This is a genomic window from Paraburkholderia bannensis NBRC 103871, from assembly GCF_000685015.1.
Taxonomy (GTDB): domain Bacteria; phylum Pseudomonadota; class Gammaproteobacteria; order Burkholderiales; family Burkholderiaceae; genus Paraburkholderia; species Paraburkholderia bannensis.
The window spans coordinates 48,613-75,025 of the sequence record NZ_BAYA01000033.1; the positions used below are offsets into that span (position 1 = coordinate 48,613).

At 62.7% G+C, this 26,413-nt stretch carries 25 protein-coding genes; 9 read left to right on the forward strand and 16 right to left on the reverse strand.

Annotation, left to right across the window (positions count from 1 at the left end; all coding sequences use genetic code 11):
* Nucleotides 1-74: 74 nt before the first annotated feature.
* From BBA01S_RS32865 to BBA01S_RS32880, 4 genes are all read left to right on the forward strand, one after another.
* Nucleotides 75-1,307 carry a porin gene (locus tag BBA01S_RS32865; protein WP_084162696.1) on the forward strand — a complete coding sequence of 411 codons (1,233 nt, stop codon included), beginning with the start codon at nucleotides 75-77 and terminating at the stop codon, nucleotides 1,305-1,307.
* Nucleotides 1,308-1,350: 43 nt separating this feature from the next.
* Complete coding sequence (locus BBA01S_RS32870; RefSeq protein ID WP_042298317.1) at nucleotides 1,351-1,758, forward strand: BON domain-containing protein; 408 nt, start codon at nucleotides 1,351-1,353, stop codon at nucleotides 1,756-1,758.
* A 119-nt stretch (nucleotides 1,759-1,877) separates the two neighbouring features.
* Nucleotides 1,878-3,176 carry an MFS transporter gene (locus BBA01S_RS32875; RefSeq protein WP_027820144.1) on the forward strand — a complete coding sequence of 433 codons (1,299 nt, stop codon included), beginning with the start codon at nucleotides 1,878-1,880 and terminating at the stop codon, nucleotides 3,174-3,176.
* Nucleotides 3,177-3,203: 27 nt separating this feature from the next.
* Entirely contained in the window at nucleotides 3,204-3,734 is a 531-nt protein-coding gene (locus BBA01S_RS32880; protein WP_027820145.1) for a cysteine hydrolase family protein, read from the forward strand.
* A 15-nt stretch (nucleotides 3,735-3,749) separates the two neighbouring features.
* Here BBA01S_RS32880 and BBA01S_RS43865 read toward each other — a convergent pair whose 3' ends face one another.
* From BBA01S_RS43865 to BBA01S_RS32895, 3 genes are all read right to left on the reverse strand, one after another.
* On the reverse strand, nucleotides 3,750-4,469 hold the full coding sequence (locus tag BBA01S_RS43865) for a trimeric intracellular cation channel family protein (RefSeq protein WP_042298309.1): 720 nt from the start codon (nucleotides 4,467-4,469) through the stop codon (nucleotides 3,750-3,752).
* 2 nt (nucleotides 4,470-4,471) lie between these two features.
* A complete protein-coding gene (locus BBA01S_RS32890) occupies nucleotides 4,472-5,764 on the reverse strand; it encodes a M20 family metallopeptidase (protein ID WP_027820146.1) in 1,293 nt (430 codons plus the stop codon).
* Between the two features lie 69 nt (nucleotides 5,765-5,833).
* A complete protein-coding gene (locus BBA01S_RS32895; protein ID WP_245641657.1) occupies nucleotides 5,834-6,277 on the reverse strand; it encodes a MarR family winged helix-turn-helix transcriptional regulator in 444 nt (147 codons plus the stop codon).
* A gap of 188 nt (nucleotides 6,278-6,465) precedes the next feature.
* Here BBA01S_RS32895 and BBA01S_RS32900 point away from each other — a divergent pair, with 188 nt between their 5' ends.
* A complete protein-coding gene (locus tag BBA01S_RS32900) occupies nucleotides 6,466-7,404 on the forward strand; it encodes a LysR family transcriptional regulator (protein ID WP_027820148.1) in 939 nt (312 codons plus the stop codon).
* Nucleotides 7,405-7,443: 39 nt separating this feature from the next.
* On the opposite strand, the gene benD is transcribed toward BBA01S_RS32900, so the two are convergent.
* From benD to BBA01S_RS32945, 9 genes are all read right to left on the reverse strand, one after another.
* Nucleotides 7,444-8,220 (reverse strand): benzoate diol dehydrogenase BenD, encoded by a 777-nt coding sequence (benD, locus tag BBA01S_RS32905; RefSeq protein WP_027820149.1) that lies wholly within the window; start codon nucleotides 8,218-8,220, stop codon nucleotides 7,444-7,446.
* A complete protein-coding gene (gene benC / locus BBA01S_RS32910) occupies nucleotides 8,217-9,239 on the reverse strand; it encodes a benzoate 1,2-dioxygenase electron transfer component BenC (RefSeq protein WP_027820150.1) in 1,023 nt (340 codons plus the stop codon). Before benC ends, benD begins: the two co-directional genes overlap by 4 nt.
* 52 nt (nucleotides 9,240-9,291) lie before the next feature.
* The gene (benB, locus tag BBA01S_RS32915) at nucleotides 9,292-9,780 is read right to left on the reverse strand and encodes a benzoate 1,2-dioxygenase small subunit (RefSeq protein ID WP_027820151.1); all 489 of its coding nucleotides are present in this window, start codon (nucleotides 9,778-9,780) and stop codon (nucleotides 9,292-9,294) included.
* The gene (locus tag BBA01S_RS32920) at nucleotides 9,777-11,135 is read right to left on the reverse strand and encodes a Rieske 2Fe-2S domain-containing protein (RefSeq protein WP_027820152.1); all 1,359 of its coding nucleotides are present in this window, start codon (nucleotides 11,133-11,135) and stop codon (nucleotides 9,777-9,779) included. Before BBA01S_RS32920 ends, benB begins: the two co-directional genes overlap by 4 nt.
* Nucleotides 11,136-11,256: 121 nt before the next feature.
* Complete coding sequence (catA, locus tag BBA01S_RS32925; protein WP_027820153.1) at nucleotides 11,257-12,204, reverse strand: catechol 1,2-dioxygenase; 948 nt, start codon at nucleotides 12,202-12,204, stop codon at nucleotides 11,257-11,259.
* Nucleotides 12,205-12,259: 55 nt separating this feature from the next.
* The gene (catC, locus tag BBA01S_RS32930; protein ID WP_027819178.1) at nucleotides 12,260-12,550 is read right to left on the reverse strand and encodes a muconolactone Delta-isomerase; all 291 of its coding nucleotides are present in this window, start codon (nucleotides 12,548-12,550) and stop codon (nucleotides 12,260-12,262) included.
* Between the two features lie 28 nt (nucleotides 12,551-12,578).
* Nucleotides 12,579-13,715 (reverse strand): muconate/chloromuconate family cycloisomerase, encoded by a 1,137-nt coding sequence (locus tag BBA01S_RS32935; RefSeq protein ID WP_027820154.1) that lies wholly within the window; start codon nucleotides 13,713-13,715, stop codon nucleotides 12,579-12,581.
* A 289-nt stretch (nucleotides 13,716-14,004) separates the two neighbouring features.
* On the reverse strand, nucleotides 14,005-15,420 hold the full coding sequence (locus BBA01S_RS43870; protein ID WP_156966161.1) for a purine-cytosine permease family protein: 1,416 nt from the start codon (nucleotides 15,418-15,420) through the stop codon (nucleotides 14,005-14,007).
* A gap of 126 nt (nucleotides 15,421-15,546) precedes the next feature.
* Complete coding sequence (locus BBA01S_RS32945) at nucleotides 15,547-17,040, reverse strand: aldehyde dehydrogenase (RefSeq protein WP_027820155.1); 1,494 nt, start codon at nucleotides 17,038-17,040, stop codon at nucleotides 15,547-15,549.
* A gap of 261 nt (nucleotides 17,041-17,301) precedes the next feature.
* Here BBA01S_RS32945 and BBA01S_RS32950 point away from each other — a divergent pair, with 261 nt between their 5' ends.
* Entirely contained in the window at nucleotides 17,302-18,222 is a 921-nt protein-coding gene (locus BBA01S_RS32950; protein WP_027820156.1) for a LysR family transcriptional regulator, read from the forward strand.
* Nucleotides 18,223-18,246: 24 nt separating this feature from the next.
* Here BBA01S_RS32950 and argE read toward each other — a convergent pair whose 3' ends face one another.
* Genes argE through BBA01S_RS43875 form a run of 4 tightly spaced genes read right to left on the reverse strand, consistent with a single transcriptional unit; the run spans nucleotide 18,247 to nucleotide 21,903 of the window.
* Entirely contained in the window at nucleotides 18,247-19,410 is a 1,164-nt protein-coding gene (argE, locus tag BBA01S_RS32955; protein WP_027820157.1) for an acetylornithine deacetylase, read from the reverse strand.
* Entirely contained in the window at nucleotides 19,403-20,080 is a 678-nt protein-coding gene (locus BBA01S_RS32960; RefSeq protein WP_027820158.1) for a DUF1028 domain-containing protein, read from the reverse strand. The genes argE and BBA01S_RS32960 overlap by 8 nt, the downstream gene beginning before the upstream one ends.
* A 44-nt stretch (nucleotides 20,081-20,124) precedes the next feature.
* Complete coding sequence (locus tag BBA01S_RS32965) at nucleotides 20,125-20,556, reverse strand: RidA family protein (RefSeq protein ID WP_027820159.1); 432 nt, start codon at nucleotides 20,554-20,556, stop codon at nucleotides 20,125-20,127.
* Nucleotides 20,557-21,903: a flavin-containing monooxygenase gene (locus tag BBA01S_RS43875; protein WP_042298311.1), complete on the reverse strand. Its 1,347-nt coding sequence runs from the start codon at nucleotides 21,901-21,903 to the stop codon at nucleotides 20,557-20,559.
* A 625-nt stretch (nucleotides 21,904-22,528) separates the two neighbouring features.
* Between BBA01S_RS43875 and BBA01S_RS32975 the strand changes: the two genes are divergently transcribed.
* The 3 genes from BBA01S_RS32975 to BBA01S_RS32985 all read left to right on the forward strand — a co-directional run bounded on the left by BBA01S_RS32975 (nucleotide 22,529) and on the right by BBA01S_RS32985 (nucleotide 26,363).
* Nucleotides 22,529-23,863 carry a glutamine synthetase family protein gene (locus BBA01S_RS32975; protein WP_027820160.1) on the forward strand — a complete coding sequence of 445 codons (1,335 nt, stop codon included), beginning with the start codon at nucleotides 22,529-22,531 and terminating at the stop codon, nucleotides 23,861-23,863.
* Between the two features lie 57 nt (nucleotides 23,864-23,920).
* Nucleotides 23,921-25,054: a polyamine ABC transporter substrate-binding protein gene (locus tag BBA01S_RS32980; protein ID WP_027820161.1), complete on the forward strand. Its 1,134-nt coding sequence runs from the start codon at nucleotides 23,921-23,923 to the stop codon at nucleotides 25,052-25,054.
* Nucleotides 25,055-25,235: 181 nt separating this feature from the next.
* The gene (locus BBA01S_RS32985; RefSeq protein ID WP_027820162.1) at nucleotides 25,236-26,363 is read left to right on the forward strand and encodes an ABC transporter ATP-binding protein; all 1,128 of its coding nucleotides are present in this window, start codon (nucleotides 25,236-25,238) and stop codon (nucleotides 26,361-26,363) included.
* Nucleotides 26,364-26,413: the final 50 nt, after the last annotated feature.

The window sequence follows — 26,413 nt, forward strand, 5'->3', positions numbered from 1 at the left end:
CCCTGCTTCGCACTCACTTCTCGCCCGCGCGCGCCGCCTCCCCGCAGTTTCTGACCAACCTAAAGAGTCTATAAATGTCAGCAAGCAGCATCACGCCTCAGATCACACGCTACGGCGCCAACGCCCCACGGAAGACACGCATCGCGCGCGCCGCACGTCTTGTTGCGTGCGCAACCGTCATGGGCGGCGCGTCGCTCGGCGCCCATGCCCAGACTTCGAATCTGTTTCTCGAAGACTACTTTCAGGGCGTGCCGTATGCCACCACCGGCGCGTATTCGCCGGGCGTGCGCCTCTATGGCGCGGTAGACCAGTCGATCGGTTTCACCAAGGGCGCGCAGACGGCGTTCGTGCAGCAAAGCGGCGGGCAATGGACTTCGAAGATCGGTCTGTATGGCGTCGAGGATCTGGGCGGCGGCTATCGCGTGCGCTTCGACCTGGAGAACGGCTTCAACGCGGCCAACGGCCAGTTGGGCACGGCCAATACGCTCTTTAATCGTGAGGCGTGGGTGAGCATCGGTTCGCAAAAGACCGGCGAACTGAAATTGGGCTTGCAGGACGATGTGGGCGTGCCGCTCTTCATCGACGTGTTCGGCCAGGTGGGCACGGTCTCCACCGTCGCTTACCTGACCGCGTGGACTTACGACCTGGGCCCCGGCGCGAGCTTCGAGGCAAGCCGTCTGTCGAATGCGATCAGCTATTCGTCGCCGTGGTTCGGGCCGCTCAATGCACAGGTCGCGCTCGCGCTGCACGACAACAGCTCCAGCGCGCCGACCATCGTCACGCGCTCGGTCGCGCTGAATTACTTCGACGGTCATCTGTTCGGCACGCTCAGCTACCTGGGCAACTACGGGCTGAATGCGCTCACCACCTCGCAATACGTGCGCACCGACAACTTCGCCGCGGGCCTGCTTTATGACGCCGGGCATTACGTGCTTTCGGCGGGCTACAGCTTCCTCGCGCCGCGCCTGGACGGCGACCGTGTGGCGTCGCTCTATACGCTCGGCGGACTTTATCGCTACCAGCAGCGCAACGATTTCCGCGTCGAACTGGCGTATCGCAACGTGTCGGGCGCAAGCAGCCATTCGTATGGCCTGACGCTTGGCTACGACTACGACCTCTCGAAACGCGCCGCCCTCTATGTGCGCGGCTCGGTGATCCACAACACCGGCACGACGCCGACCTACGGCCGCTACCCGAGCCAGCAGCCGACCGTCGACAACATCAACAACAGCTATACGGGCAGCACCGGCACCGAGATGTATCAGTCGCCGCACGTCGTGCTCGTCGGCATGTATCACAAGTTCTGAACACCGTTCGCATCGACACAGGAGACAGGGGATGAGCATTCGCATGAAATCGAAATCGCACGGGTCTGTGCGCATGGCCGCCGCCGTGCTGTGCCTCGCGGCGAGTTTCGCCGCTCACGCTCAGGGCGGCAGCGAGGCCAGCGCAGTCAGCGGCACGGCGTCAGCATCGGCTTCGCAGCACGCGACGCCCGCCGTCGCCGCGTCGTCGGGCGCGGATCGCGCACTCGCCGCCAACGTGCGCCACGCGCTCAAGGCCGCACGCAAGCAAGGCCTGAAATCGAGCTTTATCCGCGTGCGGGCGCGCGACGGCGCGGTCACGCTGTCGGGCGTGGTCGCCAACGAAAGCCAGATCGAACTGGCCACGTCCGTGGCGCAAGGCGTGAACGGCGTGCGTTCAGTCGCGAGCAAGCTCGTGATCCGCGACGACGAAGGCATCAAGGGCAGCCAGTAAGTCGTCAGGCAGTCATCGAGCAGTCGTGCGAAGCGGCGCGTCACGACGCACCGCTTCGTCAATGACGCATTGGCAGGCATCAGCAGGCATCAGCCCGCATCAGCAATCGAGGCACCCGTATGAACGTCGTACACGAACACGCAGCAGCATCGCCGAGCGCCACGTCCACGCGCACGAGCCGCACCATGGTGCTGGCCGCGGCGCTCGGCAACGGTCTGGAGTTTTTCGACTTCACCGTCTACAGCTTCTTTTCGGCGCTGATCGGCCAGCTATTTTTTCCGGCACATGACGCGCTGTCTTCGCTGATGATGTCGCTGGCGACGTTCGGCGTGGGCTTTGTCGTGCGCCCGCTCGGCGGCGTGACGATCGGCGCCTATGCCGATCGCGCGGGACGCAAGCCCGCGTTGATCCTCACGGTGCTGTTGATGGCGCTGGGCACCGGGCTCATCGGCCTCGCGCCGACTTACGCGCAGATCGGCCTGTTCGCGCCCGCGCTGATCGTGCTGGGCCGCCTGCTGCAAGGTTTTTCGGCGGGCGGCGAAGTGGGCGCGGCGACCACGCTGTTGATGGAAGCGGGCCGCGAGGGCCGTCGCGGCGTGCTGGTCAGCTGGCAGATGGCAAGCCAGGGCGGCGCAGCGCTCGCGGGTGCGCTGATCGCGCTGCTGCTGTCGAAGTCGCTCTCGCATGAGCAACTGGTTTCGTGGGGCTGGCGTGTGCCGTTCCTGATCGGCCTGGCGATCGGCCCGTTTGGATTTTTCCTGCGCGCGCGCCTGGACGATACCTTGCCCGCTGCGGCGCATGCTCATGCCACAACCCAGGCCAGGCCCGTGCGCCGCAAACTGCCGCTGCGCGTGATCGTGGCGGGCACGATGCTGGTGATCGGCGGCACGGGCACGATGTACACCATCGTGTTCTTCCTGCCTGCGTTCCTCGCGCTCACGCTGCATATGCCGAGCGCCGCCGCCTCGGCAAGCGGCTGCGCGGCAGGTCTGGTGCTGCTGATCGGTTCGCCGCTCGCGGGCAAGCTGGCGGATCGCTTGCCGCGCCGCAAGCCGCTGCTCGCCGTCACGTCGGTCGTGTCGCTCGCCCTGCTGTTTCCCGCGTTCGCGGCGATTGCCGCGCGCCCCACGGTCGGCACCGTGCTGGTCGTCGCCGTCGTGCTGATCGGCCTGATGACGCTTACGAGCCCGGCTGGCTTCCTGATGATCCTGGAAGCCCTGCGTCCCGAAGTGCGCGCGACGTCGCTGGGCATTATCTACGCCGTGGGCGTGACGCTGTTTGGCGGCTTTGCGCAGCTTGCCGTGGGTGCGCTCTGGCGCGCGACCGGCAGCTTCTATGCGCCCGCCTGGTATGTGCTGGGTTGCTCAATCGTAAGTCTGGTGGGATTGGCGCTGTTTCAGGAAAAGGCGAGCGGCTAGAATCGCTTTTTCCCGAGGACTCGTTTTATGACTACTGCATTACTCGTCATTGATTTCCAGAAAGGGCTTGTCGCCACCGATCCGCTGCCGGGCGACGCAGCGGCCATCTCCGCCAACGTCAGCCAGTTGACGCAGCGCGCCCGTGCCGCAAAGGTGCCGGTAGTATTCGTCCAGCATGAGGACGCAGAACTCGTGCCGGGCAGCAATCCGTGGAAAGTCGCCGATGCCGCGCATGCGCAGGCCAGCGACTATTTCGTGAGCAAGCGCACGCCCGACTCCTTCCTGAACACGGCGCTGGGCGCGATCCTGGCCGAACACGCGATCCAGCACGTGGTGATCTGCGGCTACGCCACCGAATTCTGCGTCGATACGACCACGCGCCGCGCCGCCGCCAACGGCTTGACAGTGACGCTCGCCGCCGACGCGCACACGACGCACGACAAGCCGCACGCCACGGCGGCCTCGATCCGCGAGCATCACAACCGGACGCTGTCGAGCATGCGCAGCTTCGGCCCGCGCATTCACGCCGTGCTCACGGCGGATATCGCTTTCCAATAAGACGCGCTGACGGGCCTAGCGCCCGCCGTGCCGCGCGTCGTCTCCCGCATCCACCGCATCTTCCAGTGCGCGCGCCTTCTTCCTGATTTCGCGCGTACTGAACACCGGCAAGCGCCAGCTGAAATACAAGGACGCCAGCCGCAGCGCCACGCAGCCAAGCGTGGCGACCCACGGCGTCCAGAACGTCGACCAGTCCATATACGTGAGCCCGACCTGCAACGCCGCGCCCAGCAGCGCCGCCGACGCGTAGATCTCGCGCTCCAGGATCGCGGGCACGCGCGAAAGCAGGATGTCGCGCAGCACGCCGCCGCCCACGGCGCTCACCATGCCGAGCACGATGGCGGTTTCCGCGCTGTCCGTCCAGATCCACGTCTTCTGTGCGCCCGCCACCGCGAACAGGCCCAGCCCGATCGCATCGAAGAACAGCACCGGATGGCGCAGCCGCCGCACCTGCGGATACGCGACGATGGTGAGCAGCGCGGCCAGCACCGTCACCGCCATATATGCCCAGTTCGACAGTCCCGCCGGGGGAATCGCGCCGATACAGACATCGCGCACGATGCCGCCGCCGCACGCCACCATGAAGGTGACGACGAGAATGCCGAACAGATCCAGACGCCGCTGCCGCGCGGCGACCGCGCCCGAGATCGCAAAGGCAAACGTGCCGATGAGGTCGAGCGCCGTGTACGCCGTGTGGGCGTTGACATGCGCACTCACGTGCGCGCCCAAAGCCATGCTCACGCCGCCTCGCTCATCGGTTCGTCCGTGGCGGCAGCGTCGTGGCCCAGCCACGCGCCTGCCGCGCAGAGCATCGCTTCCAGTCCGGTGCGCAGCGTCGGGTCGATGACGGGCGCGAAACGCGGCGAGTGATTGCTCGGGATTTCGTTGATCTTTTTCGCGGCGCGGGCCTTTTCGTACACCTCGCGGTCGGTGCCGCCAATGAACCAGAACGCGTACGGCACGCCCCACTCGCGGCCAAACACGCTGAAGTCCTCGCTGGCCGCGGCCGGTTCGGTTTCGTAGGCGCGCTCGCCGAACTGCGCTTCGAAGGCCGTGCGCAGGCGCGCCGTGGTCGCGTCGTCGTTGACGGTCAGCGGGTAGCTGGAGAGCGTCGTGAACTCCGGCTCGCGCGGCGCGTTGGAGGCCGCGCATTCGGCGCAGCAGATGCGGCGGATCGCGCCCAGCATGTACTCGCGCACGTCCTCGTCGTAGGTGCGCATGTTGAGCTTGATGGTGGCGTCGTCGGGGATGATGTTTTCCTTCGTGCCCGCCTGGAGGCTGCCGATGGTCAGCACGGCGCTGTCGCGCGGCGAAATTTCACGCGACACGATGGTCTGCAGGCGCAGTGTCGTGGACGCCGCCATGATGACCGGATCGATCGAGGTCTGCGGCTGCGAGCCGTGCGAGCCGCGCCCGAACAGCTTGACCTTGAGGCTGTCGCCCGCCGACAGGATCGTGCCGCTGCGGTAGCCCACCGTGCCCGCCGCGCCCACCATCACGTGCTGGCCGAGAATCACGTCGGGTTTCGGGAAGCGCGTCATCATGCCGTCGTCGACCATGCTGCGCGCGCCGCGCCCCACTTCCTCGCCGGGCTGGAACACGGCCATCAGCGTGCCGCGCCATGCGCCGCGATGCTCCGCCATCAGGCGCGCGACGCCCAGCAGCCAGGTCACGTGCATGTCGTGGCCGCAGCTATGCGCGACGCTCACCTGCGTACCGTCCTCGTCCTTCGCGACCACCTTGCTCGCGTACGGCAGGCCGGTGGCTTCGGCCATCGGCAGCGCGTCCATGTCGGCGCGCAGCATCACGACCGGGCCCGCGCCGTTACGCAGGATCGCCACCACGCCCGTCACGCCCACTTCGCGCGTGACTTCGTAGCCGAGCTTTTCGACGTAATCGGCGACGATTTTTGCGGTGCGGAACTCCTGCATCGACAGTTCGGGATGTTCGTGCAGATCCTTGTAGATCGTTTCCAGTTCAGGCAACAGCGCGCCGATGGAGGGGGCGAGCGTATCGATCAGTTTCGTCATCAATGACTCCTGGGAATAGGGGGCGAGCTTGCGGAAGCGATCGCCGAAGTGCTCACCGAAGTGCTTATGTCACGCAGCGCCGTCGAGCAAGCTGTCCGAAAGCTTTTCAAGCAGACGGTCGAGCGTCTTGCGCTCGCTGGCCGTCAAGGCGGCGGCCAGTTCGCCTTCCAGCGCCGCGCCGACTTGCGCCGACGCCTGCGCCACGTCCACGCCCTCGGGCGTGCCGCTGAGCGCGACGCTGCGACGGTCTTGCGCGTGCGTGTCGCGCACGATCAGGCCGCGCGCTTCGAGTTCCGCGAGCGTTTTCGACAGCAGCGTCTTTTCGATCAGGGCGCGCTGCGAAACGGTCTTGGGCGTAATGCCCGCCTGCGCGCAGACGAGCCGCAGCACGCGCAACGCGCGCACGTCGAGGCCCCAGCGCTCGCGATAGATCGCGTTGGCGCGCTCGCTGAGCAGCGCGCTCGCGAGATCGAGCCTGAAGGTGAGAAAGCCAGGATGCAGACCGGAAGACAAGCGCACGCTCCCATCGTGTAGGCCGTTCGGCACGGCGACGCATCGGAGTATAGACAAATAGTTGAAAATTTCAACTATTATTGGGATGAGCGACGGCGCAGATGAAGGCGAGATTTCATGCGCCAAAGGTATAATGAGATGCGCTTTCGCGTCATTTCGTAACGAATCGATATCTCACAGGTTGGAACATGGAGCTGCGTCACCTTCGCTACTTTGTGGCTGTCGCCGAAGAACGCAGCTTCACGCGCGCGGCGCAACGGCTGCATATCGCGCAGCCGCCCTTGAGCCGCCAGATCCAGCAACTGGAGGAGATCCTGGGCGTGCAGCTTTTCGAGCGCAATTCGCGCCCGCTCAAGCTGACCGATACCGGCCGCTTCTTCTATCAGCACGCCTCGCAACTGCTCGCGCAGACCGCCGAGCTGGAGTCGATGACGCGCCGCGTCGGCAAGATCGAACGCAACCTGTCGGTGGGGTTCGTCGGTTCGACGCTGTATGGGATGCTGCCGAAGATCATTCGCCGCTATCGCCAGAAACATGCGGAAGTCGAATTGAGCCTCAACGAAATGTCCACGATGGATCAGATCAAGGCGCTCAAGGAAGGCCGCATCGACGTGGGTTTCGGGCGGATCCGCCTGGACGACCCCAGCATCCGCCGCGTGGTGTTGCGCGAGGAACGCATGATCGTGGCGCTGCCCATCGGCCATCCGCTGGGCGACACGAAGACGGTGTTGTCGCTGCACGACCTGCTCAACGAAACGCTGATCATTTTCCCGAAATCGCCGCGACCGAGTTACGCGGATCAGGTGCTTGCGGCGTTTCACGACCGCGCGCTCAAGCCGGCCCGCGTGCTGGAGACACGCGAATTGCAGGTGGCGCTGGGACTGGTGGCGGCGGGAGAAGGCATTTCGATCGTGCCGAAGAGCGTCTATGGGCTCAAGCGCGACGACGTGTTCTATAAAGACCTGGACGACGCCAATCTGGTGTCGCCGATCATCATGAGCATGCGCATGCTCGACGAGTCCGAAGACCTTCAGCGCATGCTGCAACTGATTTACGACCTGTACGACGAGCAAGGCATGGAATACCTCGCGCCCACCGACCGCGAGGCCCATGCCAAAAAGGGTTGATTTAAAACGCTGCTTTAAAGAGCCGGTTTAAAGCGTCTTTCAGCCCAGGTCGCCGCCTGCAACCGCCAACACCGATCCCGTGATGTAGCTGGCCTCGTCCGAGGCGAGGAACAGGATCGGCGCGACCTGTTCGTCGATGCTGCCGTAGCGCTTGAAGAAGGTCGATTCGGTGACCTGATGAACGGCTTCGCTCATCCACGCCTTTTCCTGCTCGTTGTCGCCTGCCGCATTGCGCGGCACGCGGCGCGGCGGCGCGGTCGTGCCACCCGGCGCCGTCGCCACGACGCGGATATTGTGCTCGGCGTACTCCATCGCCAGCGCCTGCGTGATGGCGTTCACGCCGCCCTTTGCCGCCGAATACGGCACGCGGCGAATCCCGCGCGTGGCATTCGACGAGATATTGACGATCGTGCCGCCGCCGCGCGCCAGCAGATGCGGCAGCACCGCGTGGCAGGTGTAGAGCGTGGGCATGAGCGAGCGGCGGATTTCCGCGTCGATCTGCTCCGGCTCGAACTCCGCGAACGGACGCATACGGATCGCGCCGCCCACGCCGTTGATCAGGATGTCGATGCCGCCGAACTTTTCCACCGCGCAGGCCATGGCCGCGCGCGCGCCCTCGTAGGTTTCCAGGTCGGCGACGAAACCCGCCGTGTGGTCGCCCCCCGCCTCAGCCGCGACTTCGGCGACGAAGTCAGCGCGATCGACGAACAGCACCTTGCCGCCCTCCGCTGCCGCGCGCAGCGCCACGCCGCGCCCGATGCCCTGGGCCGCGCCCGTCACGACCACGACCTTGCCTGAGAATCGTTGCATGCTCATGCCGCCTTCAGAACGACGTTGGGAGTGAACTTCTCGTAGTGGAAACTGTGGGGCTTCACGCCGTTATCGTCGAAGTGCTTGCGCACCGCATCGACCATCGGCGGCGGCCCGCACAGGTAGACGTCGACGTCGCCATCGTTGAGCGCATCGGCGGGAATATGCTGCGTGACCCAGCCCTTGCGGGGATGGTTCGACGCATCGTCCGCCACCACGGTGCTGAAGCTGAAGTTGGCGAGCTTCGACGTATAGGCTTCGATCGCCTCGACCTGCACGAGGTCGAGGTCGCGCGTGACGCCGTAGATCAGGTGCACCTTCTGCTGCGAGTTCGCGCGCGCGAGCACTTCGAGCATCGACAGGAACGGCGCGAGCCCCGTGCCGCCCGCGAGAAACAGCAGCGGGCGCTGCACGTCGCGCAGATAGAAACTGCCGAGCGGCCCGACCAGTTCGAGCTTGTCGCCGGTCTTTGCGGCTTCGAGCCACGAGCTCATCACGCCGCCCGGGATCTTCTTGATGAGGAAGCTGAGCTTCGACTCGCCAGGCGCGGAAGAAAACGAATACGAGCGATGCTGGCCGCTGCCGGGCACATTGATATTGACGTACTGGCCCGGCAGGAACACGGGCGCATTCGCTTCGACGTCCAGTTCCAGCACGACCGCTGCGTCGTTGTGCAACTCGATCTTCGCGACCGTCGCGGCGCATTGGCTCTGCCCCGTCTTGCACACCGCCGACGAAGCCGGCACCGCGATCACGCAATCGCTTTGCGGCACCATCTGGCAGGTGAGCACAAGGCCGCCGCTCTTTTCATCGTCGCTCAGTGCGTCTTCGATATATTCGTCGCCAAGATCGTAGCTGCCGCTTTCGGCCTTGCATTTGCAGGTGCCGCACACGCCGTCGGAGCAATCCATCGGCAGGTTGATGCGGGCGCGAAATGCCGCGTCGAGAACTTTCTCGCCGGCCTTGCATTCGATGAAGCGCGTGACGCCGTCCTCGAAATTGAGCGCAATATTGAAACTGGACATGGGGACTCCTCCAACTACCTGATATTGATGCGTTCGACTTTAAACACGCTTGTTAAACGTGATAAATGTCGAGTACCTGCCGGATATAGTCGTTCTTCAAAACGATCTTTTTATAGGCAATCAGCCACTGGCCTTCGACCTGGCGCAACGTCACGAACATCGTGCCGTAGAAGAAGTCCGTCGTGCGATAGCGATGGTTGAGCGTCTGGAAGTTGTAGCGCACATCGACTTCGTTGTCGCGCGTGGCCAGCACTTCCACGTTGGTGACGTTGTGGCTCGTGCGTGGCTCCGGCGTGGACGCGCCGCTACGCTCGGTCTTGATGCGGAACACGCGATCTTCCAGGCCGCCGCGATCCGGGTAATACATCAGCGAGATCTGGCTTTCGTGGTCGTCGGTGAGCTGGTCGTCGTCGTCCCAGGCCGGCATCCAGTAGGTGACGTCCTCGGTGTAGCAGGTAAGCCATTCGTCCCACTGGCGATCGTCGAGCAGGCGCGCTTCGCGATAGAGCGCCGCGCAAAGGGTTTGATAGTCGACGCTCATGCCACGGCTCCTTCCTGCTCTTTCTTCAGTGCGTCGCGCATCACGCGCACCCAGTATTCGTGCTGAACCACGAACAGCCCTTCGTCCTCGCTGCGCTCGCCGGAGATCAGCGGCTTGAGGCCCATCTTCTTTGCGTTGTCGTCTGCGCCTTCGACCCACAGCGGCGCGCCGCGCGAGAGGTCGTTCCACATCGCCGTGATGCCCGCATAACCGTTCTGGCAGGCGCGGAACTCTTCCAGGTCGTCGGCAGTGCCCATACCCGAGACGTTGAAGAAGTCTTCGTACTGGCGAATGCGCGTGGCGCGATCCGTTGCGCTCTCACCCTTCGGCGCAAAACAGAAGATCGACACTTCGGTCTTGTCGACGCTGATGGGACGCACCACGCGAATCTGCGTGCTGAACTGATCCATCAGGAACACGTTCGGGTAGACACACAGATTGCGCGTCTGGTTGACGATGAATTCCGCGGCCACGTCGCCCACGCGCGCCTTGATTTCGTCGCGCTGCTGATAAACCGGTCGCACTTCCGGATTCATCGTTTGCGTCCACAGCAGAATATGGCCGTGATCGAAGCCATAGACGCCTGCGGTCGACTTGCTCCAGCTGTTCGCATCGACGGCCTTGGTGCCCTCTTCCTTGCGGCGGCCCATCGTAGCGGCGTAATTCCAGTGCACGGTGCTGACGTGATAGCCGTCGCAGCCGTTTTCCATCTGCATCTTCCAGTTGCCCTCGTACACATACGAGGAATTGCCGCGCAGCACTTCCAGGCCGCCGGGCGCCTGGTCGACGATCTGGTCGATGATCACGCGCGCTTCGCCCAGGTACTCCTCAAGCGGCATGGCATCGGCATTGAGGCTGCCGAACAAAAAGCCGCGATAGTTCTGGAAACGCGCGACTTTCTTCAGGTCGTGCGAGCCGTGCGTATTGAATTGCACCGGATATTCAGTGGTTTTCTCGTCCTTGACCTTGAGCAGCTTGCCCGTGTTCGAGAAAGTCCAGCCATGGAACGGGCACGTGAAACTGCCCTTGTTGCCATGCTTGCGACGGCACAGCATCGCGCCCTTGTGCGCGCAGGCATTGATCACGGCATTCAATTCGCCGGTCTTGTCGCGTGTGATGACGATCGGCTGGCGGCCAATCCACGTCGTGTAGTAATCGTTGTTGTTCGGAATCTGGCTTTCGTGCGCCAGGTACACCCAGTTGCTCTCGAAGATGTGTTTCATCTCCAGTTCGAACAATTCGGCGTTGGTGAAGATATCGCGACGGCAGCGGAAAATACCGGCTTGCCTGTCGTCCTGCACGGCGGTGGCCAGCAGATGATCCAGTTCGTGGGCTTTGTCGATGATGGCGGACATGGTTCCTCTCCCTAGGCGTACACCGATCCCTGCACGGGATGCATGCATCGGTGGCGAACGGGTTCTCGCGGGGGAAAATCGGGAGGCGGCAGCGCGACGCGGCTGCCGCCGTGCGGGACGATCAGGCCGTGGCCGTAGCCTCGGCGGCTGCGCGCTGACGCTGGACGATCTGGTTGTCGCGGCCTTGCAGCAGCGGCGTCAGCGTGAAGTCGAATTCGATGTGCTTGTACGCGTCGGTCTTCAGACCCAGCGCCGCGCCACCGGTTTTCTCGACGACGTGAGGAATCAGTTCTTCACGCGTGGCGTAGGCGAAGTCGTCCCAGATCAGCGGATCGCCTTCGATATTGAACTGCGTGGTGAGCTTGCGATGGTCGCCGCTCGTGACGAAGAAGTGCACGTGCGCGGGTCGGTTGCCGTGGCGCCCCAGACCGTCGAGCAGCTGTTGCGTGGCGCCTTGCGGCGGGCAGCCGTAGCCCACCGGCATGAGCGTGCGGAATTCGTACTTGCCGTCCGCGCCGGTCTTGACCGCGCCGCGCAGGTTGAAATCGGTTTGCGCACCGGTGGGGTCGAAGTGCGAATAGAAACCGTTGGAATTGGCGTGCCAGCATTCGACCACGGCGTTCGCAACGGGCTTGCCGTCCGTGCCCTTGACCGTGCCGCGAATCACGAGCGGGCCGGCGCCTGCATCTTCGTCGAGATCGATCTTCGAAAGGCCGTCACGCACGGGAGCGCCTGCCACATAGAGCGGGCCTTCGATCGTGCGCGGCGTGCCGCCGTCCAGACCGACTGCCTTGTCCTGCGCGTCCATGCGGATATCGAGGTATTTCTCCAGACCCAGGCCTGCCGCGAGCAGCGCCGCTTCACCATCCTGGCCCAGCTTGTTCAGGTAGTTCACGCCCGCCCACACTTCATCGGGCGTGATGTCGAGATCGTCGATGGCCTTGAACAGGTCGCCCAGCAGGCGATGCACGACCTGCTGGAAGCGGGCGTTGCCGTTGCCGCCGTTGAGATTCGCTGCGGCCTTCAGCAGCTCCTGGACTTCCTTGGTTTCGAATACCGTGACGCTCATGATTAGTGTCTCCACACTTGTATTTTGGGGAAATGCCTGAACGGATTTTTTGGCTTCAGGCGTCGTCGTCGCGAACCGACGACGGGTGGCGACACAACGGCGTCACCGAAATCTTCATGTACGGGAACAGCGGCAACGCCGTGAGAATCTCGTGCAGTTCCGTGTTGCTCTCGACATCGAAAATGCTGTAATTCGCGTATTCGCCGACCAGTCGCCAGATATGACGCCACTTGCCGCTGCGTTGCAGTTCCTGCGAATAGGCCTTTTCGCGCAACTTGATCTCGCTGGCGACTTCGGCGGGCATATCCGCGGGGATATTCACATCCATGCGTACGTGGAAAAGCATTGTGTGCGTCCTGTTACGTGAATCGGGTTTACTTCGTGACTTTCTTCAGGCCGTCGCGCGTGAAGCGCTCGACCTTCGCTTCGTCCAGCTCGATGCCCAGGCCCGGGCCGTCCGGCACGCTCAGCGCGAAATCGCTGTAATCGAGCGGCTTCACCAGGATCTCTTCGGTGATCAGGAGCGGGCCGAACAGTTCGGTGCCCCATTGCAGGTTCGCGAAGCTCGCGAACAGATGCGCCGATGCCGCCGTGCTGAATGCGCCTTCCAGCATCGTGCCGCCGTACAGTTCGATTCCCGCTGCGTCCGCGATGGCGGCGACGCGTTGCGCTGCAAAGAGGCCGCCGCTCTGCTCGATCTTGATGGCGAAGACGTCTGCGCCGTGATGCTTTGCGATTTCAAAGGCGCTTTCCGGGCCCTGCAGGATTTCGTCGGCCATCAGCGCGACGGGGAAACGGCGCATCAGGCGCGCGAGCGCTGCGGCGGACGCGACCGGTTGCTCGACCAGTTCGCAGCCCGCATCGGCCAGTGCGGGAATCGCCCAGGCGGCCTGCGTTTCGCTCCACGCCATGTTCACGTCCACGCGCACGGCGGCGCGATCGCCCACGGCCTTCTTGATTTCGGCGACGTGCTTGATATCGGTCGCAAGTGCTTTCGCGCCAATCTTCAGCTTGAAGACGTTGTGGCGGCGCACTTCAAGCATATGTTCGGCTTCGGCAATGTCCTTTGCGGTGTCGCCCGAGGCCAGCGTCCATGCCACCGGCAGACGGTCGCGGCGGCGGCCACCCAGCAGCTCGCTCACCGATACGCCCAGGCGCTTGCCCTGCGCGTCGAGCAGCGCCGTTTCCAGCGCGCTCTTTGCAAAGTGATTGACCTTCACGAGCTTGCCCAGGTGCGCCATCAGCGCCTGGATGCGCGTGGCGTCCTGGCCGATCATGGCCGGTGCGAAGTAGGTGTCGATGGCGACCTTCATCGCTTCCGGGCTTTCCGGGCCGTAGGCCATGCCCGCGATCGTGGTGCCCTCGCCGATGCCCACCGTACCATCGCTGCAGTACACCTTCACGAGCATCAGCGTCTGGCCGTACATCGTCGCCACGGACAGCTTGTGGGGGCGAATCGTCGGCAGGTCGACGAGGCGGGTTTCGATGCGTTCAATCGTCACTGAGGTCATGGCGGGCGTTGCATACAAGGAGTTCATGGAATGGATTTATACGCCCCGTCCAAATGCACCGTCCAATACTTTTAAGCACCGGTTTCCATACTCTGTGGGTATAGAGCATTTAGATCCATGCGTGGATATTGCGTCGCACCATACCCTGGTGGAATCGTAGGAGGTGAATTTTGGGCGTGTCACGAGGGGATTTAATGGCGCTGCAGAAGCTTCGCGCCCCAAATGAAAAACGCCGCTTCATTGCGAAGCGGCGTTAAGAAAAAGGCTTAAGAAACGCGCGTTTTGCGCATTATCGGAGCGCTGCGGCGGTTCCCGTTTCCACCCGGCGGCGATACGCCGTATCGCGCGTCGCGAGCCAGTAATACAACGGCGACGTCAGCAGCAAACCGATCACCCACGACAGATCCGCGCCGTCCAGATACTTCGGCACCGGGCCAGCGTACATCGGCGTATTCATGAACGGAATCTGCACGGCAATACCCACTGCGTAGGCGATCAACGCCTGCGGGTTGAAACGACCATAAATCCCGCCATCGGCCTGGAAGATCGAATCGACGTCGTATTTCCCTTTGTGAATCACATAAAAATCGATCAGGTTAATTGCTGTCCACGGCACCAGTACGACCAGCAAAGCCAGCACCAGATCGACCAGGTTGCCGACGAAATTAGTCGAAGCACCAATCGCCGCGTAACAGCACGAAGCCAGGATCACGACCGAAAACACCGCACGCGCATTCGCTGTGGGAATCCAGCGGCTCGCAAACGTCTGCACGGAAGTAATGGTCGCGAGCACCGCGCCATAGAGATTCAACGCGTTGTGGCTGATGACGCTCAGCAGGAACAGCACGAGCATGGGCGCGCCGAGCGGCCCGGTGGCCAGCTTGACCGCATCCATCGTGTCCACACCCGGCGCCACGGCGAGCACCGCCACCGCGCCGAACACAAACGCGAGCGTCGAGCCAATCGTGCAGCCCAGCCAGGTCGCCCAGAACGTCGACGACACACGCACATTTTCCGGCAGATAGCGCGAATAGTCCGAGACGTACGGTGCAAACGCGATCTGCCACAGCGCCGAAAGCGATACCGTCGCAAGCCAGCCCGCGAAGTTGAAGCCGCCGCGCGTGAGGAAATCGGCCGTCGACACATGCGTGAAGATATAGCCGAAGCCCACGAAGATGCCGATACCCAGCACCCACGTACCAATGCGATTCAGGAAATGGATGAAGCGATAGCCGACAATGCCGATCAGCCCCGATCCCACCGCACCGATCACGATGCCAACCGGCACCGACACCGACGCCTGGATACTGTGCAAGGACTTGCCTGCCAGCACGATATTCGACGCGAAAAAGCCCACATACATGACGCCCGCGATCACCGTGACGAGCAGCGCGCCCCATGAGCCGAACTGCGCGCGGCTTTGAATCATCTGCGGGATGCCCATTTGCGGCCCCTGCGCCGAGTGCAGCGCCATCAGCACGCCGCCAACCGCCTGCCCGACGACAATCGCGACAATCCCCCAGAACAGGTTCAGGTGGAACAACTGCACGCCCAGCGCGCCGGTGACGATCGGCAGCGGCGCGATATTGCCGCCGAACCAGAGCGTGAAGAGATCGCGAACCTTGCCGTGGCGATCCTCGGGCGGCACATAGCCAATGGTGTGTTTCTCGATCAATTGCGCGTTACTGCTTTCCGTACTGGCCACGATACTGTCTCCTGCCGGGCTCTGTCGCCCATCGATTCGGATTACTAAAACATTACGTCGACTGCTTCACTTCTGCGAGACGATTCGACCGGCCGCGCGACTTGTTCGCGACCGGTCATCCACGACTTACCCGCGCAACTGAATCCAGGTCGTCTTCAGTTGCGTGTATTTGTCGAACGAATGGAGCGAGAGGTCGCGCCCAAAGCCCGATTGCTTGCCACCGCCAAACGGCACGCTCACGTCCAGCGCGTCCACCGTGTTGACCGACACGGTGCCCGCCTTCAGCGCGCGCGCCACGCGATGCGCGCGGTTCAGGTCGTCCGTCCACAGCGACGCCGCGAGACCGTAGACGCTGTCGTTCGCGAGGCGCAGCGCCTCTTCTTCCGTGTCGAATGCGCTGATCGCGAGCACCGGGCCGAACACCTCCTCGCGTGCGATCGGCATATCGTTGCGTACGCCACCAAAAATGGTCGGCTCGATGAAGTTGTCTGAGCCATTGAAACTCAGACGCTTGCCGCCCTTGAGCAGTCGCGCGCCGTCGCGCTCGGCCCTTTCGATTGCGCTCATGATGCGCGCGGTCTGCCCGGCGTCGACAATCGCGCCCGCCCGGCTCGCGGGGTCGAGCGGATCGCCAGGCAACCAGTCGCGGGCCTTGCTCAACAGACGCTCGATGAATTCCTCCTGAATCGAACGCTGCACATACAGGCGCGAGTTGGCCGAGCAAACTTCGCCCTGGTTGAAGAAAATCCCGAAGGCCGCTTTCTCTGCGGCAAGATCGAGATCGGCGCAATCCTCGAAAACCAGATTCGGGCTCTTGCCGCCGCATTCGAGCCAGACCTGCTTGAGGTTGGATTCGGCCGCGTAGCGCATGAAATATTTGCCGACCTCGGTCGAGCCCGTGAACACGAGGCAATCCACATCGGGATGCAAACCAAGCGCACGGCCCGCCTGTTCGCCCAGACCCGGCACGACATTGAGCACGCCTTCCGGCAAGCCGGCCTCCAGCGCGAGTTCGGCCAGGCGCAGCGCGGAAAACGGCGACTGCTCCGCGGGCTTGAGCACCACGCTGTTGCCCGCAGCCAGCGCGGGGGCGAGCTTCCAGGCGGCCATGTCGAGCGGGAAATTCCACGGCACGACGGCCGCCACCACGCCCAGCGCCTCGCGCGTGATAGTCGCGAACGCATTGGGCGCAGTCGGCGCCACCTGGTCGTAGAGTTTGTCGAGCGATTCGCCATACCACGCGAACACATGCGCGGCGCCCGGCACGTCGATATTCCAGGCGTCCGCCACCGGCTTGCCCATGTTCAGCGAATCGAGCAACGCCAGTTCCTCGCGATTCGCGAGCATCAGCTCGGCAAGACGCAACAGGACTTTCTTGCGTTCGACGGGCGGCGTGCGCGACCATGCGCCCTTGTCGAAGGCCTCGCGCGCGGCGCGCACGGCAAGATCGACGTCCGCCGCATCGCAGGCCGCAACGCGCGCCAGGAGGCGATTCGTGGCCGGATTCACGGAGTCGAACGTCGCGCCGGAAACGGCCGCTACGCGCCGCCCGCCAATCAGCGCCTGGTCGATGAAAACCTGCTCGGCAGCACGGCGCTGCCAATAGCCGAGATCAAACATGCTGGACTCCAATGGGGCAGCCTGCGCAGCCCGCGTTCATAAGGAAAAAAGCAAGGGTTAGCGGCGATGGTGCGATATTTCGGCGCAAAGGAAAATGAATAAAAATATTCTCGGGCCATACGATAAAACTATGCAGAAAGGTTTCTTTCCGGCGGCGCTCCCAGGGTAAGGTAACGGTAAAACCGCCTTAACTCCGCGCTTTAAGACCCGATTCATCGGGCCGCACACCAACGTGTCCGCGGCCTTGCAGCAGAGGTGCAAGTGGCTTTCTATACATTGCGACAACTCAAGTACTTCGTGACGACCGTCGAAGCCGGCAGCGTGGCCGAGGCATCGCGCCAGCTTCATATCGCCCAGCCCTCCATTTCGAGTGCGATCAAAGGGCTCGAAGAAAGCTTCAACGTCAAGCTCTTTATCCGCCACCACGCGCAAGGCGTGTCGCTCACACCGGGCGGCACGCGCTTTTATCGCAAGGCGCAGGAACTGCTGCGCATGGCGCACGAATTCGAGCAGAATGCGCTTGCCGATAACGACGTCATCACGGGCCAGATCGACATTGGCTGCTTCGAAACCGTCGCGCCGCTCTATCTGCCGCAACTGATCGCGGGCTTTCGCGAACGCTATCCCGGCGTCAATATCCGCATTCGCGACGGCGAGCAGCAGGAACTCGTCCAGGGCCTCACGGCCGGCACCTTCGACGTGGCCTTTCTCTACGACCACGAACTGGACGGCACCATCGAAACCGAACCGCTGATGCCGCCGCAAAAGCCTTATGTGCTGCTGCCCGACAATCACCGCTTCGCAGGCCAGTCGCAAGTGTCGTTGCGCGACCTCTGCGCGGAGCCGATGATCCTGCTCGACGTGCAGCCCAGCCGCACGTATTTCGTGAGTCTCTTTCACGATCTGGGCCTCACGCCCAATATCGTGTTCGGCTCGCCGTCCATCGAAATGGTGCGCGGCATGGTGGGCCAGGGTTTCGGCTTTTCGCTGCTCGTCACGCGCCCGCATTCCGAGTGCACCTATGACGGCAAAAAAGTGGTCATGCTCGATATTGCCGAACCGGTGGCCACGTCCGGTCTCGTGAGCGCGCGCCTCAAGCGCGGTCAATTGACCAAGCCCGCGCAGCTGTTCGTGGACTTCTGCCGCGAACGCCTTGCGAGCCTGCACGAGGCGCGCGCGTAATTGCTTAAAACTCAGCTTTAAAGCTCAGTCCGGTTGCGCGAGATACAGCGCGAGACGCGCGAGCATCGCGTCGCAATCGGCAAGCTGCGTTTCAGCGATGAACTCATCGGGCTTGTGCCCCTGATCCATGCTGCCAGGGCCGCACACCACCGTCGGGATGCCAGCCTGTTCGAACAGGCCGCCCTCGGTGCCGAACGCCACCGTGCCGAAATCCGTCGATCCGCTGATATGCGCAAGCAGTCGTGCGGCCTCGCTTTCGGGCGGCGTTGCCAGCCCCGGATATTCTCCAAGCGGCTGCCACTGGATATCGGTGTCCGGCTGCACGGCGCGCATCGTCGGCAGCAATTCCTGCTGCGCGTACTGCGCCAGTTCGTCGGCGACGGTCTGGGCGTCAAAACCCGGCAATGCGCGCACTTCAAAATCGAATTCGCATTCCGCAGGGACGATATTCAGCGCGCGGCCGCCTTTGATGAGGCCTGTTTGCACCGTCGAATACGGCGGATCGAAGCGTTCGTCGCGATGCTCCGGAGCCGCGAGCCGCGTGCCGATTTCATCGAGTTGCCCGATCAGGCGCGCCGCATACTGGATCGCATTGACGCCGTAAGGCGCATACGCGGAATGGCAGGCCGCGCCTTTCACGCAGCAACGCATCGCCAGCTTGCCCTTGTGGCCTAGCACGGGCTTGAGTTCCGTCGGCTCGCCGATCAGGCACAGCAGCGGTTTGTGCGGCCGCTTCGCCAGTTCCTCCAGCATCGGGCGCACGCCGAGACAGCCCACTTCCTCGTCATACGAAAACGCGAGATGCACCGGCGTTTTCAGGCCCGCGGATTGAAACAGCGGCACGGCGGCCAGCACCGATGCGATAAAGCCCTTCATGTCCGCCGTGCCGCGCCCATACAGACGGCCATCGCGCGCGCTCAGGCGGAACGGCTCGACTGTCCACGCCTGGCCGTCGACGGGCACGACATCGGTATGCCCCGACAGTACGACACCACCGCGATCGCGCGGGCCAATCGTCGCAAACAGATTGGCCTTGGTGCGCTCCGCGTTGTAGAACAGCTCGCTCTGGATGCCGAACTCCGCGAGATAGCGTTCGATGAACGCGATCAATTCGAGGTTCGAGTCGCGGCTGACCGTGGCAAAGCCGATCAGCCGCTCAAGCAATGCGCGGCTGGTTCGCTCACTCATCGCCTGGTACTCCGTAGCTTGGCGCAGCGGTGGGATTCAGCGCGCGCGTCAAATAGTCCTGCATCTGCGGACGATAGGCCTGCCAGAGACGGTCGAGTTCGGCGAGCGGATCGTTGTCGGCCCAATCGACGCGCAGGTCGACGACGGGCCACGTATGGTCGTCGACGATCTTCAGCGCCGCCGAATGCACCGGCCCCGCCTCGCCGCCCGCGGCCATCGCATCGTGCATTGCAGCCAGCAGACGGTCGGCAAGCGTGCCCGACGCCCCCTCGAATGCCTGCACCATCGCCTCGATCACGTGGGGGCCCGCGAGCATATTGCCTGCCGCGACGCACTGCTCGCCCGCTACGGCGTGGTAAATGCCCAGCGCTTCCTTGCCGCTGAAGAACGCAGTGCGGCCCTGTGCGTCGATCACCGTCACCTGGCGATACTGGCTCCAGCCGTTCGAATTCAGCGCGCGATCCAATGCAGCAGCCGGATCGAGTTGTCCGTGTTCCAGCAGATCGAGCACCTGCGGCCCTAGCGCGGGCAGCGTGACGTTCTGCGTGGCCACGACGCCCACGCCCGCGCGCGCCCACGGGCAGCGCGCCCCCACTGCGATACTCGACGAGCTGATGGCAATGCCCAACTGCCCGGACTCGGCGCAACGACCGACAATCGAGAATGTCATGGCGTGCTTCTCCTTTCCTTTCGTCCTTGTTTCAGCGCTTGTTTTTAAGCTTGCGCGGGCGTCCAGCCGTCCGGAACCACGGCGATCACGTCGATCTCCATGAGCCATTGCGGCTGACCCAGCGCCGACACCACAAGGCCCGTCGAAATCGGAAACACACCCTTGAGCCACTTACCCACTTCCTGGTAGACCGGCTCGCGATAACGCGGATCGATCAGGTACGTGGTCGTCTTGACGATGTGCGTGAGGTCGCTGCCCGCTTCTTCGAGCAACTGCTTGACGTTCTTCATCGCCTGTTCGGCCTGCGCTCGCGGGTCGCCCAGACCCACGAGCTTGCCGTCGAAATCGGTGCCCACCTGGCCGCGCACATAGACCGTATTGCCGGCGCGCACGGCCTGGCACAGATCGTTGTCGAGCGTCTGGTTCGGGTAGGTATCCTTCGTATTGAACATGCGGATACGGGTATGAGTAGGCATTTAAACGACTCCGATTGCGTTGTTGATTTCATTGCCGGCTTGCACGCGCTCGGCATGCTGGCCCGGCTGGCCAGGCTTGTCCTGCTCGCGCTGCATGGCGTCGCGATAGTCGAGGTATTGCGATTGCGTGGCGATATGGCCGGCGACGTGTTTTGCGTCGTGCCACACGCCCCAGATAAACGACGAGCCGCGCCGCGACAGCCACGGCAGGCCCACGAAATACACACCCGGTTCGCTCGACACGCCGCGCTGATGTTTTGGCTTGCCCTTTTCGTCGAAGGCATTGACCTGGAGCCAGCCGTAATCATTGGCATAGCCGGTTGCCCAGACGATCGAGCTCACGCCCGCTTCGCGCAGGTCGAGTTCGAGAATCGGCTGCGTCACGCATTGCGGATCCGGCACGGTTGCGCGTGCTTCGGGCTCCAGCGGCAGGTCGAGACCATTGCGCGTGACGTAGGCGTCGGCAGCGTCGAGCAGCGAAAGATAATTGGCGTCGCCGTTCGCAAGATGCGTCGCAAGATCCGCTTCGAACGTCACCACGCCGTCGTTGAACGCCTTGGTCAGGCCCACGAGCGTCATGCCTTCATGCGCGAGCTTGCGGAAATTCACGGTATGGCCGCCGCGTGCGCCGCTCACCGCGATCGTCACGTGTTCGCGGCCCGGCACGGCGGTTTCCATGTCCCAGAGACCCAGCACGCCCAGCCACCAGCAAAAGTCGCGATTGCGATAGGCGCGCGGCGGGCGATCGTGCGGCCCCACCGAAAGATAGACGCGCTTGCCCGCACGCATCAGCTCCTCGGCGATCTGCACGCCCGACGAGCCTGCGCCCACCACCAGCACCGCGCCTTCGGGCAGCTGCTGCGGGTTGTGATAGTCCGCCGAATGAATCTGCACGAGATCGGCCGATGCTTTGGGCGCGATCGGCGGAATGACGGGACGCTGGAACGGGCCCGTCGCCACCACGACGCGCTGCGCTTCGATCACGCCGCGACTGGTTTCCACCGTAAATCCCGGGCGACCTGCATTGCGCACAACTTTCGTGACGTCGACGCCGGTGCGAATGGGCGCGTCGATCTGCTTTGCGTAGGCTTCGAAATAATCGGCCACGCGATCCTTGGACGCGAAGGCGTCCGGGTCGAGATCGTCGAATTCAAGGCCCGGAAAGCGGTCGTGCCACGCGGGGCCGTTGGCGACCAGCGAGTCCCAGCGGCCGGTTCTCCAGCGCTCGGCGATGCGCTCGCGCTCCAGCACGAGATGCGGCACGCCCAGCTTGCCCAGGTGTTCGCTCATCGCCACGCCGGCCTGGCCAGCGCCGACGACGAGCGTATCTACGGTTTCGATTGTCATTGCGGTTTCCTTATGCACGGCGGTCTGTAACGGCGTTGACTGCGCCTGTGCGACTCCGTGGTGGGTTGCGTTGTGTCTATTCTGTTCAGAGTCGACCAAATGCGAAACGATGATTTTTGTGGTGCCTGCCTAGGAAAAAAGTTTTTCGGCTTTTTTGGCAATCAACGCGGTGCGCAATAAAAGGCGCCCGTCCGCTCCCACCCAGGTTCCAGAATCCTGATTACCTGGGCTTCGATGGGTCACTGTTAAGCCTGGTGCTTACCCTCAGTGATCGCAGCAAATGCGAACACCCGCTTCGAGTCACTCTCCGTCGCCAAAACCGGAAGGTAAAGAAACCAATTTCTGGCTATTGCATTGGATTTGTCTATGTGTGCGTCCGGCGAAAGCCCGGCAATCGATAGCCAGCCGAATCCAGTCTTTCTTTGCCCTTTCCGGATCTTTACGAAGCCTCGCCCAGCATAGATAAAAGCTATACACGAGCTAGCTAAACTATTTTTTCTCGCGTTTTTCGCGGTGCTACGCTTCAGCCGTCGCTCGTCGCAGCCCGTTCGAATGGTCTGTTTGACGAGGCAACCGTGATATCGAAAGCAGCGCCCACCACCCAGCCAGGCGGAAAGAAGGCGACATGAACGAAATCGAAGAGTTCTTGAGGAAGCATCGCGTCACCGAGGTCGAAGCGATCATTCCTGACATGGCGGGCATCGCTCGCGGCAAGATCATTCCGCGCAGCCAGTTCGAAGCCAGTGAGTCGATGCGCTTGCCGCAGGCCGTGATGCTCCAGACGGTGACCGGCGATTATCCGCAGGGCGGCGCGCTGACTGGCGTAACCGATCCCGACATGGTGTGCGTGCCGGATGTGTCGACGCTGCGCATGGTGCCGTGGGCCACCGACCCGACCGCTCAGGTCATCCACGATTGCATGCACTTCGACGGCACGCCGGTGGCGATTTCTCCGCGTCATGTCCTGCGCCGCGTGCTCGCGCTGTATCGGGCGAAGGGCTGGAGGCCGGTGGTCGCGCCCGAGCTGGAGTTTTATCTCGTCGATGTCAATAAGGATCCCGATCTTCCGTTGCGCCCGCCCGTTGGCCGTACCGGGCGGCCTGAAACGGGAGGCCAGTCTTACTCGATCGAGGCCGTCAACGAGTTCGATCCGCTGTTCGAAGATATCTATGAGTATTGCGACATTCAGGAGTTGCAGGTCGATACGCTGATTCACGAAGTGGGCGCCGCGCAAATGGAAATCAACTTCCTGCACGGCGATGCGCTTGAACTGGCGGACCAGGTCTTCCTTTTCAAGCGCACCGTCCGCGAAGCGGCGCTGCGTCACCGGATGTTCGCGACGTTCATGGCAAAGCCGATCGAAGGCGAGCCTGGGTCGGCCATGCACGTTCACCAGAGCATCGTCGATATCGAAAGCGGAAAGAATTTGTTTTCAGGCGCTGACGGCAACGCCACCGATCTTTTCTACGGCTATATTGCGGGCCTGCAAAACCTGACACCGGCGTTGATGCCGATTTTCGCGCCCTACATCAATTCGTGGCGCAGGCTGTCACGCTTCACCGCCGCGCCAATCGGCGTGCAATGGGGCTACGACAATCGCACCGTCGGCTTTCGCGTGCCGCATGCGCCGCCCGCCGCCAGGCGTGTGGAGAACCGGATTCCCGGCGTCGACTGCAATCCCTATCTCGCCCTCGCCGCGACGCTGGCCGCCGGTTATCTCGGCATGACGCAGGGGCTGAAGCCCGGGCCGCCGCTTACTACCGACGGCTACCAGCAAGCGTGGCAACTGCCACGCAATCTCGAAGAAGGGCTGAGCCTCATGGGCCGCTCGGAAGCACTCGCGGAGATTCTTGGCGAGGCATTCGTCAAAGCGTGGATCGCCCTCAAGGAAACCGAATACGACGCGTTCTTCCGGGTCATCAGTTCGTGGGAACGCAAGCATTTGCTGTTGCATGTCTGACTTCCGTGCGCTGCGCAAAGCGCGTACACCCGTCTTTTCATCCGCAGAGAGAACATCATGAGCATCGATCGATTCCGGCACCTTGTCCGTCCCACGATTGCAATGGCGTCGCTGGCCACTGTCGCCGGGCTGGGAGGCTTGACGGGCGCGCCCGTGCACGCCGCCGAAACGCAGTTGAACTTCTATAACTGGTCGGACTATATCGGCAAGGACACGATTCCGGACTTCGAGAAGCAGACGGGAATCAAGGTCAAATACGACAATTACGATGGCGACGACACCTTGCAGGCCAAGCTGCTTGCCGGCAGTTCCGGCTATGACATCGTTGTGCCGACATCGAATTACATGGCGCGGCAGATTCCCGCTGGCATTTACCAGAAACTCGATAAATCAAAACTGCCCAACCTGGCGAATCTCGATCCTGGCCTCATGAAGATTATCTCGCAGGCTGACCCCGGCAACCAGTACGGTGCGCCCTATGCCTACGGGACAGACGGCATGGGCTACAACGTCCAGGCCGTACAGAAGGCGCTGGGCACCACTGCGCCCGTCGACAGCTGGGCACTGGTGTTCGACCCGGAAAACATGTCGAAGCTCAAGAGCTGCGGCGTATCGTTCCTCGACCAGGCCGTCGATGTATTTGCGGCCACACTGCAATACCTGCACAAAGACCCGAACAGCAGCAATCCCGCCGATTATCAGGCCGCCTACGAAACGCTGAAGAAAGTCCGCCCGTATATCACGCAGTTCAATTCGTCGGGTTATATCAACGATCTCGCGAACAACGATATTTGCGTGGCATTTGGCTGGTCGGGCGACGTCGGTATTGCGCATCGGCGTGCACAGGACGCCAAACGTAGCTATGAAATCAAGTTCTCGAACGCCAAAGAAGGTGGCTTGATCTGGTTCGACATCATGGGCATTCCCAAGGACGCACCGCATCCTGAAGCGGCGCTTGCGTGGATCAACTATATCGAGGATCCGAAGGTCAATGCGGGGATCACGAACGAGGTGTTCTACCCCACGCCCAACAAGGCGGCGCGACCGTTCGTGACGGCTTCGGTCGCCAACGATGCGGGTGTCTATCCGCCGCCGGACGTCCTCGCGAAGATGACCATGATGAAGGCGCTCCCCGCCGATATCCTGCGCCTCGAAAACCGTCTCTGGGCACAGCTCAAGACCGGACACTGACACACCGGCTGCGCGGCACGTCAATTCCAGGCGGGCCGCGCCAGCTTGATTCTCTTTCCCTTGCGCCATTGAAATTGCGCCGCGACGCGGCGCGCTGGATACGCACGCCCATATCACGGCCAAATCACGTCCATATCACGGCCGTAAAACACACGAATTCGCAAAGACACGGAGACAGCCAATGAGCAACACGAGTCAAGGACAAAAGCCGCCGACACCCACGGCCACGTTTATCCGCATCGAAAACGTCGTCAAGAAGTTCGGCGACAGCACCGCCGTCAACAACGTGAGCCTGAACATTGCGAAGAACGAGCTCTTCGCGCTGCTCGGCAGCTCGGGCTGCGGCAAGTCCACGCTGCTGCGCATGCTCGCGGGTCTGGAAACCGCCACCTCCGGCAAGATCTACGTCGATGGCGAAGACCTCGCCTCGCTGCCGCCCTATCGCCGCCCCGTCAACATGATGTTCCAGTCGTACGCGCTCTTTCCGCATATGAGCGTCGAGACCAACGTCGCGTTCGGCCTCAAGCAGGAAGGCGTGCCGAAGAATGAAATCCGGGAACGCGTCGCCGATGCGCTCAATCTCGTGCAGATGAGCCGCTACGCCAAGCGCAAGCCGCATCAACTCTCCGGCGGCCAGCAGCAGCGCGTCGCGCTCGCCCGCTCGCTCGTCAAGCGCCCCAAGCTGCTGCTGCTCGACGAGCCGATGTCCGCGCTCGACAAGAAGATCCGCCAGAAGACCCAGCTCGAACTCGTCAACATCATCGAGAAGGTCGACGTCACCTGCGTGATGGTCACGCACGACCAGGAAGAAGCGATGACGATGGCCAACCGCCTCGCCGTCATGAGCGAAGGCCGCATCGTGCAGATCGGCTCGCCCACCGAAGTCTACGAATTCCCCAACAGCCGCTTCTCCGCCGAGTTCATCGGCTCGACCAACCTCTTTGAAGGCAAGGTCGTCGAGGACGAACCCGATCACATCTTCGTCGAAAGCGAAGACCTGGAAACGCGCATGTACGTGAGCCACGGCGTAACCGGGCCGCTGGGCATGCCCGTGGGTATCTCGGTGCGCCCCGAGCGCGTGCGCGTGACGCGCGAGAAACCGGGCACGGCGCACAACTGGGCGCGCGGCGTGGTTACCGACGTGGCCTATATGGGCAGCTATTCGCTCTATCACGTGCGCCTGCCGGGCGGCAAGGTCGTGATGTCGAATCTCTCCAGCTCGCAACTGATGAACGAAGGCGCACCGGCCTGGAACGACGATGTCTTTGTCTCGTGGTCGCCGGCCAGCGGCGTCGTGCTCACGGCATGATGAGGAGGATGACTAAATGAGTTCCGTTCCCTCGACTTCCGCCACCGGCA